The 13,480-nt window shown below is 71.5% G+C and carries 12 protein-coding genes; 4 read left to right on the forward strand and 8 right to left on the reverse strand.

All coding sequences use genetic code 11. The features are described from left to right. Positions 1-34 precede the first annotated feature (34 nt). Both ACVCAG_RS20900 and ACVCAG_RS20905 read right to left on the reverse strand, forming a co-directional pair. On the reverse strand, positions 35-2,314 hold the full coding sequence (locus ACVCAG_RS20900) for a TOMM precursor leader peptide-binding protein (protein WP_440081504.1): 2,280 nt from the start codon (positions 2,312-2,314) through the stop codon (positions 35-37). Next, a complete protein-coding gene (locus ACVCAG_RS20905; RefSeq protein WP_440081506.1) occupies positions 2,311-2,589 on the reverse strand; it encodes a hypothetical protein in 279 nt (92 codons plus the stop codon). The genes ACVCAG_RS20900 and ACVCAG_RS20905 overlap by 4 nt, the downstream gene beginning before the upstream one ends. Before the next feature lie 421 nt (positions 2,590-3,010). Between ACVCAG_RS20905 and ACVCAG_RS20910 the strand changes: the two genes are divergently transcribed. Then, positions 3,011-3,886: a LysR substrate-binding domain-containing protein gene (locus tag ACVCAG_RS20910; RefSeq protein WP_440081508.1), complete on the forward strand. Its 876-nt coding sequence runs from the start codon at positions 3,011-3,013 to the stop codon at positions 3,884-3,886. A gap of 253 nt (positions 3,887-4,139) precedes the next feature. Here ACVCAG_RS20910 and ACVCAG_RS20915 read toward each other — a convergent pair whose 3' ends face one another. The 6 genes from ACVCAG_RS20915 to ACVCAG_RS20940 form a co-directional block, all read right to left on the reverse strand. Next, entirely contained in the window at positions 4,140-5,387 is a 1,248-nt protein-coding gene (locus ACVCAG_RS20915; RefSeq protein WP_440081510.1) for a GTP-binding protein, read from the reverse strand. Then, a complete protein-coding gene (cysD, locus tag ACVCAG_RS20920; protein ID WP_440081511.1) occupies positions 5,387-6,319 on the reverse strand; it encodes a sulfate adenylyltransferase subunit CysD in 933 nt (310 codons plus the stop codon). Before cysD ends, ACVCAG_RS20915 begins: the two co-directional genes overlap by 1 nt. Further along, positions 6,319-8,325: a M20/M25/M40 family metallo-hydrolase gene (locus ACVCAG_RS20925; protein ID WP_440081512.1), complete on the reverse strand. Its 2,007-nt coding sequence runs from the start codon at positions 8,323-8,325 to the stop codon at positions 6,319-6,321. Before ACVCAG_RS20925 ends, cysD begins: the two co-directional genes overlap by 1 nt. Before the next feature lie 68 nt (positions 8,326-8,393). Next, on the reverse strand, positions 8,394-9,164 hold the full coding sequence (locus ACVCAG_RS20930) for an SDR family oxidoreductase (protein ID WP_440081513.1): 771 nt from the start codon (positions 9,162-9,164) through the stop codon (positions 8,394-8,396). A gap of 62 nt (positions 9,165-9,226) precedes the next feature. Then, positions 9,227-10,147, reverse strand: a complete 921-nt coding sequence (locus ACVCAG_RS20935; RefSeq protein ID WP_447190126.1) for a sulfotransferase — start codon at positions 10,145-10,147, stop codon at positions 9,227-9,229. Further along, complete coding sequence (locus ACVCAG_RS20940; protein ID WP_440081515.1) at positions 10,140-11,090, reverse strand: family 3 encapsulin nanocompartment shell protein; 951 nt, start codon at positions 11,088-11,090, stop codon at positions 10,140-10,142. Before ACVCAG_RS20940 ends, ACVCAG_RS20935 begins: the two co-directional genes overlap by 8 nt. A gap of 286 nt (positions 11,091-11,376) precedes the next feature. Between ACVCAG_RS20940 and ACVCAG_RS20945 the strand changes: the two genes are divergently transcribed. Genes ACVCAG_RS20945 through argC form a run of 3 tightly spaced genes read left to right on the forward strand, consistent with a single transcriptional unit; the run spans position 11,377 to position 13,461 of the window. Further along, the gene (locus ACVCAG_RS20945) at positions 11,377-11,559 is read left to right on the forward strand and encodes a lysine biosynthesis protein LysW (protein WP_440081517.1); all 183 of its coding nucleotides are present in this window, start codon (positions 11,377-11,379) and stop codon (positions 11,557-11,559) included. 16 nt (positions 11,560-11,575) lie between these two features. Further along, on the forward strand, positions 11,576-12,439 hold the full coding sequence (locus tag ACVCAG_RS20950; protein WP_440081519.1) for a RimK family alpha-L-glutamate ligase: 864 nt from the start codon (positions 11,576-11,578) through the stop codon (positions 12,437-12,439). Beyond that, positions 12,436-13,461, forward strand: a complete 1,026-nt coding sequence (gene argC, locus ACVCAG_RS20955) for an N-acetyl-gamma-glutamyl-phosphate reductase (RefSeq protein ID WP_440081520.1) — start codon at positions 12,436-12,438, stop codon at positions 13,459-13,461. Before ACVCAG_RS20950 ends, argC begins: the two co-directional genes overlap by 4 nt. The last annotated feature ends 19 nt before the right edge of the window (positions 13,462-13,480 follow it).

Raw genomic sequence — 13,480 nt, forward strand, 5'->3', positions numbered from 1 at the left:
CCTGTGACTCCTGACCCTTGTCGAGGCGGAACGGCTACATGAAGAGGGGAATCGGGTTGAGGTCCTCGTAGGCCGTCGCCCTGTCGAGACGCCCGAGGAGGACGGGGACGTCGTACAGCCGGCCGGGGCCGAACCTCGCCCAGAAATGCCGCAGGCCGGGAACGACGACCTTGACGACCGGCATGCCGATGTCGGGACGCGTCTGGTCGAGGACGAGGACGTCCAGGCCCGTCCGCCCGGCCAGCGTGACGATGTGCTCGACGTCCTCCCGCAGATCGCCGCGAGGGGTGTAGGCGTAGTCGCCCGGGGTCCGCGGGGCCCGGTTCCCGTGGGGACGGAGGTAGGGCTGGTTCCCCGTCGTCGCGGTGAGCCACCAGTCCCGGATGTGGTGATCGGTCGGGCCGTACCCCGTCCCGTCGGCGCGTGCCCCGGCGACGGCCGGGAGCAGCTGCCCGAGTTCGGTCAGCGCGCGCCGCGCGGCGATCCGGGGGTCGAAGTGAGCCCCGAACCCGAGCATGATGTCCTCGGCCGGCTTGTCGACGCGCCGCGAGATCGCCACCATGACGGGGATGCCCAGGTCGGAGGTGACGTCGAGGACCCAGAACTCCCGGTCGATGTCCTCGTAGCGCGACCGGAGGTCGGTGATCCACGGGTCGTCGAACGAGCCGAGGTCCACCGCGGGCTGGCGCGTGCGGTTGTACCACCAGATGGCCACCGCGTCGCGCTCCACCAGTTCGAGGAAGCCCTGGACGATCGCGTCCTCGACGCTGGAGCCCGCGGCGTTCCCGTTCGAGGTCGCGCGCACCGACGGATGGCCGCCCCTGCTGAAGTAGAGCAGGTCGGTGGGGAGCAGGCGCTGCCGCTTCGCGGTGAGCGACCACACCGGGGTCCACTCGACGACCTCCTCGTCGTCGAACGGCTCCGGGACGTGCTGGAAGGCCATGCTCTCGGCGTTCCAGCGGTCGCGGTCCTCGAACTGGCGCCGGTGGAAGTGCTGGCACTCGTCGGGACGCACGGCTCGCTCGCCCAGGCCGCGGAGGCTGTCCCTCACCGTCGGCTCGTCCCCGTGCCGCGAGCCGCAGTGTCTCTCCACCGCCTCGCAGAGCGCGCCCACCCTGGCCTCGATGTCGGTGCTCCCCTTGCCGCCGCTCTGCTGGCGCAGACCGGCTCTCATCGCGGTGAGGCTGTCGTCGGTGAGCGCGAGATTCGGCCCGGAAAGGTAGCAGTGCAGGAAGGAGGGGCTCCGCGGGTCGCGCCGGATCGCGTCCGTGATCCCGGTGAGGGGGTCGGCCAGGTGGCGGTAGCGTTCCCACACCAGCTCGGAGGCGAGCGCGCGGTGCCCGTTGCCGCCCACGGCCGCCTTGCTCCTGGACGCGATGACGACGGGCTTCTCGACGCTCGCCGCCACCAGCCCGGAATCCCCGCAGGAGGGGCACTGCGGGCGCTTCTCCACCCGGTGGTGGCGGCCCTCCAGCGAGAAGGTGTCCAGCGTCCACACGGTGTCCTGCCGTTCGCCCCGCGACCCGGCCAGCCACTTGGCCGCCTCCAGGGCCGCGAACTGCGCCCCGAGGGCGCGGGTGAGGGGCAGCGACGCGTCGGGCGGGCTGGTGGCGCTCGTCTTCGACGCGCTCCACAGCCGCGCCTCCCCGCGCCGGTGCCCGCGCAGCCGCGTGGTCAGGCACGACCAGCAGGGCCCCTCGCCCGGCCGGAAGACCGGACCGACCCACAGGTCGGCGCCGGCCGGCTTGGCCAGCAGCCAGGGCCGTCCGTCCGCCAGCAGCCGCTCGTTGACCCGTTCGAGTTCCGGGTCGAGGTAGTCGTCGCAGAGAACGAGGGTCAGGGTCGCGGGCCGGTCACCGTCCTCGTCGACGGTGACACCCATCGACCGCAACGCCTCGGCCACGGGCCCCGTGTCGACGCCCCCGAGGGCGACGAGCCCGACGGACGACTCCGCCAGGGCCGTCGCGGCCCGGTCCGCGCCCACCCGCCCGAGGTCCCAGTACGCCTCGGACGCGGCATCGGCGCCGCCTCGCGGGGGACGGCGGGATCCGACGAGGTTCGCCTCCGCCAGCCTGCCGAGGATCCGCCCGAGCTGCACGGCCGAGATCTCGGACGCCGTCCGCCTCCGCACCTCGGCGAGGCTGTGGTCGCCGCCCAGCAACGGCGCGAGCGCCTGGATCTGCCCACCGGACAGGGCGACCGTTCCCCGGGCCGAGGTCAGATAGATCGCCTCCCCCGGAACCGTCACCGCCCGCAGGTGGCGCTTGAATCCGATCAGCGGTGAGGTCGCCCCGCCCTCGATGGGATCGTTCATCCGCAGTAGGTCCAAGCGGCCACGACGGGAGCGGGATGGTCGAGGTCCTCGATGACGAGGTCCTCGAGGACCTCGCACGCCACGGGCCCGGCACTCGGCTCGGGCGCCTCCTCCCCGCTGTGGAGGTGGACACCGAACCCGGCGAGCGCCGCGACGGGGTCGCCGTCGTGCCCGCCGGCGCGCGCGGGCTCGGTCCAGGCGCTCACGAAGAACTCGGCGAAGAGCCGGTCGTGCTCCTTCGGCCGCTCGGTCCGTGAAGCGTTCAAGGTCACCATCGCCGTCTCCTCGATCTGGATGAGTTCGAATAAGTAAATTGTGCTTCCCGACCGGCGATGAGAATAGTTTTCGCGTCATCAAGCGAGCATGAGAGTTTCACACCGCACTCGTGGCCCTGTGTGTAGGAGCTCCCGGTCCGCCGGGGCTACGCTGACCGCATCCGGACCAGAAGACTGGAGGAGACCATGGAGCGGAAACAAATCCGCCGGCCGCAGAGAAAACTCATCCGGATCCCCCGGCAGAGGAGGAAACGCGCGAACGACTCCCGGTACGCCCTCGACACCCGCACTCCCAGCGGGGTCCACCTGCCCTACTAGAGCACGGCGCGAACATCCGGAAAAGCCTGCGACCTATTTATCCAAAAAGCCACTTCGAACAGATGGCTCGATACTTTCCTACTAGGTCAGCTTAAGAGGAAGAATGTACCACGACCTGCAAATAAATCGGCTGAGAGCATTGGTCACCGTAGTCGATGTCGGCGGTTTCCGGAGGGCCGCGGAGTCCCTGCACATAACCCAGCCCGCCATCAGCCAGCAGATCCGCCAGCTGAGCGGTCTCGTCAAGGGTCCCATATTCACCTCGACCGGCCGGAAGCTGCAGCTCAGCCCGCAGGGCGAGGAACTCCTCGGGTACGCCCGCCGCCTCGTGGCACTCAACGACGAGGCGGTGGGCCGTTTCGTCCCCCCTCCGGGGAACGTGCGGCTGTCCATCGGGATCGTCAACCAGCTCGCGGAGGCGCTCCCGGAGATCCTGCGGCTGCTCACCAGGGGCATGCCGCACGCCCAGGTCAGCGTCCAGACGGGGTTGAGCGAATCCCTGGAGGGCCGGGTGAACACCGGCCAGCTGGACCTGGCGCTGCTCCTGCAGACGAAGTCCAACGGCGCCGGCGCCGCGAGCCAGGAACTCGGCCACATGCGCATGGACTGGTTCGGCCGTCCGGCCCACGGAGAGGGCGCCGCGCTCCCGCTCACGCTCTTCACGGAACCGTGCACGCTCCGCGGCCGCATCGTGGACGTCCTCGACGAGTCGGACGTCCCGTGGCGTGTCGGCTACGAGGGCGCCGAGCTCGTCGGGCTGCGCGCGGCCGCCAAGGCCGGCCTGGGCGTGGCCTGCCTCGTCGCCAACGGCGACGACCTCTGGGGCCTGCCCAAGGCGGCCAGGCTCGCCCTCCCCTCCCCGCCGGGCCCGCTGCCGGTGACCATGGCCCTCTCCACCGGCGCCGCGACCTCGGGGTACGTCCCGATCGCGCGCAAGGCCTTCCAGCAGTCACTGCGCGGCTACCCCTTCGCCGGCTGAGCCCTCCGAACAGGCCGACCCGCCCTCTGAACAGGCCGGCCCGGCCGAGCCGGTCGGCTCCGTCCCCGAAGGTTCCCGCCGGGTGACTCACCCCCGAGATGCCGGGTGACTCACCCCGACGACCACGGGCGCCGGACGGCTCCTCGGCGCACCGCCCGAACGGGCGAAGACACGACCCACCCCGGAAAGCACGAATGCCGGGTGATTCACCCTGACGATGCCGGGTGAATCACCCCGATGGCGCCGGGCGGCCTCACCCCGGCGGCGTCTCCTCGACGATCCCCGCGGCGCGGGTGGTCCCGTCCGCCGGATCGATCAGCAGGCAGGAACCGGTCATGCGGGACCGCGCGTAGGGATCGGCCGCGAGAGGGTCGGTGGTACGCAGCACGACGTTCGCGATCTCGTTGACGGCGAGACTGTCCGCCTCCGGGGCACAGGTCAGATCCCCCAGGGCGGTGGAGGGCACGATGTCCTCGACGACCGCCTGGACCGTCCTGGTGGTGTGCTTGACCAGGACCCGTTCCCCCACGCGCAGGGCGCGCTCGTGGAGGTGACAGGTGGTCGTGCGCAGCTCGCAGGTGAGGTCGGGGGCCGCGTCCTCCGGCACGATGAGGGAGCCTCTGGAGACGTCGACGTCGTCGGAGAGGCGTACGGCGACCGACTGCGGCGCCCACGCCGTGGCGACGGGCTCGCCGAGCACGTCGATCGCCGCCACCGTGGAGGTCCGCCCGCCGGGCAGGACCGTGACGCGCTCGCCGACGCGCAGGACGCCGCTGGAGATCTGGCCCGCGTAGGCGCGGTGGCCGTCCGCCCGGATGACGTACTGGACGGGAAGCCGCGCGGGCGCCCGGGAGGGGTCGACGCCCACCGGCACCGTCTCCAGGAGTTCCAGGATCGTGGGACCGGTGTGCCAGTCCATGTTCGGCGAGGGGGTGACGATGTTGTCGCCGGTGAGGGCGGAGATCGGGATCGCGGTCACCTCGCCGACCCCGAGGCCGGACGCGTGTTCGGTGAACTCCTCGGCGATCGCCGCGAAGACCCCCTCGTCCCAGCCGACGAGGTCCATCTTGTTCACGGCCAGCACGACGTGGGGGACGCGGAGGAGGCCGGCGACGGCGGCGTGCCGCCTGGTCTGCGAGACGACGCCGTTGCGGGCGTCGACGACGATGAGCACGAGCTCGGCGGTCGAGGCGCCGGTGACCATGTTGCGGGTGTACTGCACGTGGCCGGGCGTGTCGGCGAGGATGAAGCGCCTGCGCGCGGTGGCGAAGTAGCGGTACGCGACGTCGATCGTGATTCCCTGCTCGCGCTCGGCGCGCAGGCCGTCCGTGAGCAGCGCGAGGTCGGCGGTCTCCAGGCCCTGCTTGCGTGAGGCCGTCTCCACCGCCTCCAGCTGGTCGGCGAGGATCGATTTCGAGTCGTACAGCAGCCGGCCGACGAGGGTGGACTTCCCGTCGTCCACGGATCCGGCGGTGGCGAAGCGCAGCAGTGTGGTGGTCATCAGAAGTATCCCTCCCGTTTGCGGTCCTCCATGGCGGCCTCGCTCAGCTTGTCGTCGGCGCGGGTGGCGCCCCGCTCGGTCAGCCTGGAGGAGCAGATCTCCTCGATGACCGCCTCCAGGGTCGCGGCGCCGGAGTCGACGGCGCCGGTGCACGACATGTCGCCGACCGTGCGGTACCGCACGAGGCGCCGCTCCAGGGGCTCGTCCTCCCTCGGGCCGCCCCACGCGCCGGGGGCGAGCCACATGCCCCGGCGCGAGAAGACCTCGCGCTCGTGCGCGAAGTAGATCGGCGGAAGCTCGATCCCCTCCCTGAGGATGTACTGCCAGACGTCCAGCTCGGTCCAGTTCGACAGCGGGAAGACGCGGACGTGCTCGCCGGGCGAGTGGCGGCCGTTGTAGAGGTTCCACAGCTCCGGTCGCTGCCGCCGCGGGTCCCAGCCGCCGAAGTCGTCGCGCAGGGAGAACACCCGCTCCTTGGCTCGGGCCTTCTCCTCGTCCCGCCGCCCGCCGCCGAAGACCGCGTCGAAGCGGTTCGTCTCGATGGCGTTGAGCAGCGGCACCGTCTGCAGCGGGTTGCGCGAGCCGTCGGGCCGCTCGGCCAGCTCCCCCCGGTCGATGAGCTCCTGGACCGAGGCGACCTCCAGCCGCAGGCCCTGCTCGGCGACGACGCGGTCCCGGTAGCCGATGACCTCGGGGAAGTTGTGGCCGGTGTCGACGTGCAGCAGGGGGAACGGCACCGGCGCGGGGGCGAACGCCTTGCGCGCCAGGTGGAGCATGACGATGGAGTCCTTGCCCCCGGAGAAGAGGATCACCGGCCGGTCGAACTCCCCGGCCGTCTCCCGGAAGATGTGGGCGGCCTCCGCCTCCAGCGCGTCCAGGTGGGACAGCTGGTAGGTGTGGCCGGCGGTCTCGTCGACGGCGATCGTTGTCATCACGGTGTCCTCTCTCCTGCGACAGCCTCAGCGGCTCCGGCGGCTCCGGCGGTCTCGCCGGCCCCGGCGCCACCGGCGGCCTCGGCACCTTCGGCGGGCCCGGCACCGGCCGTGTCCTGCGGTGTGGCCGGCGTCGCCGGTGGGCGGCCCTGCTCCACCCAGTTCGCGACCGCCCTGGACAGCACGGTCCTGGCCCGTCTGAACTCCTCGGCGTCGAGGTGCTCGTCCGGCGTGTGGTCGAGCGCGGCGTCACCCGCGCCGTAGGCGACCATGGGCACCCCCCGCCAGGTGGTCGCGAGGGTGTTCATGTCGCTGCTCCCCTTCTTCGCGAGGAACCTCGGAGCCACGCCCTCCTCCCTGAAGGCCCGCGAGAACGCCTTCACGAGCGGGCTGGTACGGGAGGTGACCACTCCGGGCGTGGCGCGGAGCACCTCCACGACGACCGGTCCCGCGACCCGGCGGACGAGCTCGACGAGGTGTTCCAGGTCCAGGGTGGGGGGGACCCGCACGTCGACGACGGCCTCGCCCAGCTGGACGTCCCCGCCGTTCACCGCGTGGATGCCGAGCACGGCCACCAGCGCCTGGGAGTCGGCCCCGGCGATCTCGTCGCGGAGCCTGCCCAGGACGTCCACCAGCTGGTCGGCGGCGGTGGTGACGCCCTGCCCCGCGGTGTGGCCGACGCTGTGGCTGACGCGCATCCGCACCTTGAGCAGGCCGTAGTAGCCGATGGTCAGGGCCTTCTCGCCGCTGGGCTCGCCCACGACCACCGCGTCGGCCGGGTAGTGGTCCCTGGCGTGGAAGGCCCCCGCCGAGGTGACCTCCTCCTCGACCGCGCCGACGACGCGCACCTGCGCCCAGCTCGGCACGTCCATGTCCGCGAGGGTCTCCAGGTAGGCGACGAGGCTGGCCTTGGCGTCGACGCAGCCCCTGCCGGTGATCGTCAGCCCGTCCCAGCGCACCGGCCACCGGTGCGGCACGGTGTCGAGGTGCCCGAGCATGAGCAGCCGCCGGTCGCCGGAGCCGCGGGTGGCCACGAGGTTGCCCGCCGCGTCGATCTCCGCGTGGACGCCGCGCCCGGTGCACCAGTCCACCAGGTACTCGGCGAGCTCCCGCTCGTCGGCCGACACCGAGGAGATCTCCACGGCGCGGGCGAGGAGCGACAGGTCCGGCGCGGGCGCCGGGGCGCGCCAGAAGCGCGTTCCCGACGCGGGCGACAGGATGTGCGGCCCGGTTATCGCGACGTCGGCGCTCCCGTCGAGGGCGATCTCCGCCGCGCGTACCTTCTGCCGCATCCGGCCCCGCGCGAACCGCTCTCCCTCGCCGCGTACGACGTCGGTCAGGCGGCTCGCGGGATCCTCCGGATCGGCGAGCAGTCCCGGTGTGCCGGTGACGAGGCGCAGGTGGTCGGCGGCGAGGGCGTTGGCCAGCTCGGCGGCGAGGACGTCGGCGTCGACGTTGAGCGCGGAACCGTCGCCGCCGGCGCCGTCGGCGACGGGCGGCGAGAGGCACACCACGTCGAACGCGTCGAGCAGCGCCTGGACGCGGTCCGCGGCCACCCCGGTCACGGTGCCCGCCCGGTGGTCGCGGACCACCGTCGTCCTGCCGTCCCGCACGGCCCGCAGCGGCCGGTTGGCCTGGGCGCTCACCAGCGCCCCGTCCCGCGCGACCGAGGCGAAGACGGTGAGCCCGCGCGAGGTGAGCGCGTCGCGCACGCGCGGCAACGTCACCCGCTCGTACGCGTCCACGATGTGCGGCATCTCCTCGGGAGGGCAGTAGCGCACCTCGCTGTCGCCCCGCAGGCTCAGCGTCCTGACCGGGCGGCCGATGTCGGCGTAGTGCCGGGTGATGCCGGCCGCGCCGCCCGCGACGAGGAGCACGCGGGCGCCGCGGCGGCGCAGCAGCGCCAGTTCGTCGAAGAGCGCGTCGTGGCCGAGACTCGCGCTCCCTATCTTGACTACGTAGAGTGCCGCCTTGCGCGTACTGGCGACGTGTCCGAGTACGGACATCTTTCGCTCCTCCTCAGCTTCCCGGCCGGTCGGCCGATGTCTTCGGCCGATCTCCTCGGCCGATGCCTTCAGCCGATGCCGCGGGTGTTGCCTCCGTCGGCCACGAAAACCGTGCCCGTGACGTACGAGGCCTGGTCGCTGGCGAGCATGGCGGCCAGCGCGCCGAAATCCGCCACGTCCCCGATCCTGCCGAGGGGGATCCGCTCGGCGACGCGGGCGATCTCCGTCTCCACCTCCGCGCCGAACTGCTCGTCGAGGATGGGGGTGCGGTGGAAGCCCGGGGCGAGGATGTTGATCGTGACCCCGTTCGCGCCGAGCGCGTGCACCAGTCCCTTCATGTAGCCGAGCAGGCCCAGCCGGGCCACCGACGACAGGCCGCTCTCCGGGTGGGGCTGGCGCACCGACTCCGAGGCGATCATCAGCATGCGGCCCCAGCCGCCCTCCTTGATGAAGGGCAGCGCCGCGAGGGTGATGCTCACGTGCGGCAGGAGGTTCCCGTCGATGGCCGCCCGGTAGTCGGCGACCTGGAAGCTGTCGACGGGCCCGAACGGGACCCCGCCGGAGTTGGTCACCACGATGTCCAGCCCGCCGAACGTGTCCGCGGTCCGCCGCACCCATTCGGCGGCGGCCCGCTCGTCGCGCAGGTCCACGGGAGTGCTGAGCACCTCGCCCGTCCCCATCGTGTTGACCTCGACGTGGGCCGTGGCCAGCTTGGCGGGATCACGGCCGCAGATCGAGACGTTCGCCCCCTCCGCCGCGAGGGTCTTGGCCACGGCCAGCCCGAGCCCACTGCTCGAAGCCGCCACCAGGGCCACGCGCCCTTTGAGCCGAAGGTCCATGAGATGGCTCCCTAATTCTCGTACCTGCCCGATCGGCAGGAGCGGGTACCCGCGGCGGTCGCCTACCTCGTCGGCAGGAGCGGGTACCCGTAGCGGGTGAGCACCGGCAGGGCCGGCGCGGTCGCGGCGGCGATCTCCCGCGCGGACAGCGCGGTGCGCCAGCGCTCGTCGGAACGGATCTTGGTGTCGCCCTTGGACAGCCGGTCGGGGTTGCCGGTCACCGTGTGGTTCTCCCCGAGCGAGACCAGGCCGGCCCCGTCGACCGGCGGCTCTCCCGCCAGCCCCGCGAACCGCATGACCCGGGCGACGACCTCTCGCGGCCGGTCGCAGAGGTCCTCGTGCCTGACCCGCAGGTACCGGTCGGGGGCGGCGCCTCCGACGAGTTCCGACGCGACGTTGAACGCGCTCCAGTACCCGCTGCTGCGGGCGGGGCTCATCGGGTCGATGTACTCCTTGGCGTTCTTGTAGGAGAACGCCGTCGCGCGGGGGTCGCGCACCATGTGCAGCACCCGGACGTCCAGGTCCGTACGCCCCAGCAGCGCGGCCGCCTCGGCGGGATACTTCGAGCCGTCCACGATCAGGCGCTCGCCGCCGCTCGTGGCCAGCGTCCGGTAGACGGCGGCGGTGCGTCCGAGCGCCTCCTCGACGCCGGGTGCCGTCGGTGTCCTGCCCTGGGCCTCCGCGAGGCGGTTCCTGGTGTGGCGGGTCCGCAGCAGGAAGCGCTGCAGGATCATCATCCGGCGCGCGGCGCCGGCCTGTGCCACGTCGCCGGATCCGAGGACCGGGGACCAGACGTCGCACGCGGTCAGGTCTCTGCCGCAGCCGCAGCTGGAGTTCGTGCCGGCGTTCAGCACGCCGTTGCGCCACAGGTAGTGCAGCTCGCCGGCGTGCAGGACGCCGGGGAGCTCGCCGAGGACGTTCCCGAGCAGGGTGCTGCCGCTCCGCATCCACCCGGTGATGTACAGGATCCGCGGGTCACCCATGGCGGCCACCCCACGACAGCGTCATCAGGTGCTGCGGCAGGTGCACGGCGAGGCCGACGCGGGTGCTCGCCTGGACGAGGTCGGCGCCGTCGGTCCCGGCGCCGCGGCGCAGCGCGAGGAAGGAGGTGCCGGGCAGCAGCAGGGTGAACGCGGCGCGGAAGTCCCCCATGAGCAGGGTGTCCCTCGGGATCATCCGCGTCCTCGACACGGTGATCCCGGCGGCGGCCAGCCGGCCGAGCATGCCCGTCCTGACCATCTCCCAGTAGACCGCGGGGTGGGCGACGATGCCGTCGCACGAGCCGCCGGTCTCCTCCACCTCGGCGGCGGCCTCGGTGGCCGCCTCCTCGAGGCCGAGGCCGGTCCGCCGGTGGCGGGTGCCGGGCAGCCGGAGCAGCCCGGTGATCGCTCCGTCGCGGGTGCCGTGCAGCAGCGCCTCGTTCTCCGCCACCGACAGCCGGACGAGCACGCGGTAGTCGACGTACGGGGCCAGCAGCGCGGGCTGCCCGAGGATCCCCTCGGGGATCGGCACGGAGACGGTGAGGTCGGTGAGCCTGGCCCGCTCGATCCTGGGCGCGAAGGCCGCCTCGGGGGTGGCGGCGTAGGAGGTGCCCGACTCGCTCAACCGCCCCCGGGGAGGTTCGTGGACGTAGGACGCCGGGCCGTCGGCCACGGGCGCGGTCTTCAGCAGGTGGCGTACCGGATAGCGGGGGCGGGAGGCGAAGAGCGGGAACGCCGCGGGCAGGTGCATGCCGAAGGGCACCACCAGGTCCCCCCGCTCACCGGCACCATCACCGTCACCGGCGCGTTCACCGGCCGCGCTCACGGCGGACGCGAACTCCTCGCCCGGCGTGCGATCGACGGTTCCGAAATCGAAATCAAGATCAGATGGAGCCGGGTGCGCACCGTTGCCGTTGACGGCCGGACTCTCTGCGATCCCTCGCATTACCCCTCCTTCTGGAGACCTCTGGAGACCTCTGGGAACTTCTGGAGACTTCCGAAGATGACGACAAGCAAGCAAATAATCACCACTGAAGAGCTTAATCACCCGGCACGGCAATTTTCGGCCCCTACCCAAGAAGCGATGCTTATGAGGTAATAGACCAGTGTTATGAGATCTCCATATAAGCAATATCGTTCATTTCGAGTAAAACCACTTATTAGCTGTTTCATGGGAAATGGGGTTACGGTTTATAAGACAATCTCGGACAACTACGAACAGGGATGAGCTCATGCAGAAGGTTGTGAACGGCCCGGAATGCCCTGAGTGCGCGGCCGAGGTGACGATCGACGGAGACGCCAGGGTGAGCGAGATCGTCGAGTGCCTGGACTGCCGGAGCGAGCTGGAGATCGCCTCCGTCCAGCCCCCGGCCCTCACGCTGGCACCGGACGTCGAAGAAGACTGGGGCGAGTAGCGGAGGGAGCTGTGCCATGGATTCCGTAGCACCTCACCTCGCCGTCCTCGCGTCACGAGTGCGGTTCGAGGAAAAGAGCATCATGGGCGCCCTCGAACGGCGCGGCGCCAGGTTCGAGCACCTGGACCCCAGGTCGCTGTTCGTCGCCGACGACTCGGCCTGGACCGGTCCCACCCTCGTCCTCAATCGCGAAGTCGGGCACTTCCGCGCTCTCTACGCGGCGAGTGCCCTGGAGTCGGCGGGGGTGACGGTGCTGAACAGCGCCGCCGCCACGCATCTCAGCGGCGACAAGTGGCACACGTCGGCGGCCCTGCTGAACAGCGGACTGCCGACGCCCAGGACCGCGCTGGCGATGACGTCCGAAGCGGCGCTGGAGGCCCTGGACGAGATCGGCTATCCGGCCGTGGTCAAACCGCTGGTCGGCTCCTGGGGCCGGCTGGTGACCAGGGTCACGGACCGCGCCGTGGCGACGGCCGTGCTCGAGCACGTCGCCGCGCTGCCCTCCCCGCAGTCGCACGTGGTCTACCTGCAGGAGCAGGTGCCCAAGGCCGACCGGGACATCCGCGTGCTCGTCGTGGGCGGCGAGGCGATCGGCGCGACCTACCGCCGGGGCGAGGAGTGGCGTACCAACGTGGCGAGGGGCGCCGTGAGCGAGTACTGCCCGCTCGGCCCCGTCCACGCCAAGCTCGCGGTCGCCGCCGCGGACGCGGTCGGCACCGACATCGCGGGCGTCGACCTCATCGAGGACGTGGACGGGCACCTGACCGTGCTCGAGGTCAACGACCGGGTGGAGTTCAGGGGCTTCCAGGAGGCCCACGGCTCCAGGGTCGACGTGGCGGACGCCATCGCGGCCCATCTCATCGCGAGGGGAGAGACATGACACGCGTCGCGGTCGTCGGGGCCGCCGGCTACATCGGCGGCGAGCTCCTGCGCATCCTGACCACACATCCGGAGGTCGAGCTCGCCGCCGCCACCTCGCGGCGGCTGCAGGGCCGCCAGGTCGACGGGGTCCACCCGAACCTGAGGGGAAGGACCCGGCTGGCGTTCTGCGCGGAGGACCGGCTCGGCCACTACGACGTGCTGTTCCTGGCGACACCGCACCGGGAGACGATGCGCCGGATGCCGGAGTACCTCGGCAGGGCCGGCACGGTCATCGACCTGTCCGGAGACTTCCGGTTGCGGTCCGCCGACACCTACGAGGACTACTACGGGGTTCCGCACGAGGCCACCGAACTTCTCGGCACCTTCGTGCCCGGCGTGCCGGAGTTCCACCGGGACCGCCTGCGGACGGCCGACCGGATCAGCGTGCCCGGCTGCATGGCGAACGCCGGCATCCTGGCGCTCACCCCGCTGGCCGAGGCCGGGCTGATCGAGGACGAGATAACGGTCGACGCCAGGACCGGCTCCAGCGGCGCCGGGGCGACCGCGGGCTCGGAGAACCTGCACGCCGAACGCAGCGGCGCGCTCAGGGTCTTCGCCCCGACGCGCCACCGGCACGAGGCGGAGATCTCCCAGGCGACCGGGCTTCCCGTCCGCATGACGGCGACGGGAGTGGAGGCCGTACGAGGGGTGCAGCTGCTGTGCAGGGCACGCCTCACCGACGGTGCCGGCGAGCGGGACATCCGCACCGTCTACCGGGAGCGGTACGGGAACGAGCCGTTCGTCCGCGTGGTCGCCCAGCGGCGCGGCCTGCACCGGTTCCCGGACGCGAAGATCCTGTCCGGTTCCAACTTCTGCGACGTCGGCTTCGCCCTGGACCCGGAGTCGGACGGCGTGACGGTGATCGCGGCCCTGGACAACCTGGTCAAGGGCGGTTCCGGGAACGCGGTGCAGTGCATGAACATCCGGCTCGGCCTGCCCGAGTCCCTCGGGCTCGACTTCATCGGCCTGCACCCGAACTGACCGAGGCGAAAGGAGCAGA

This window comes from Streptosporangium sp. G12, from assembly GCF_052983175.1.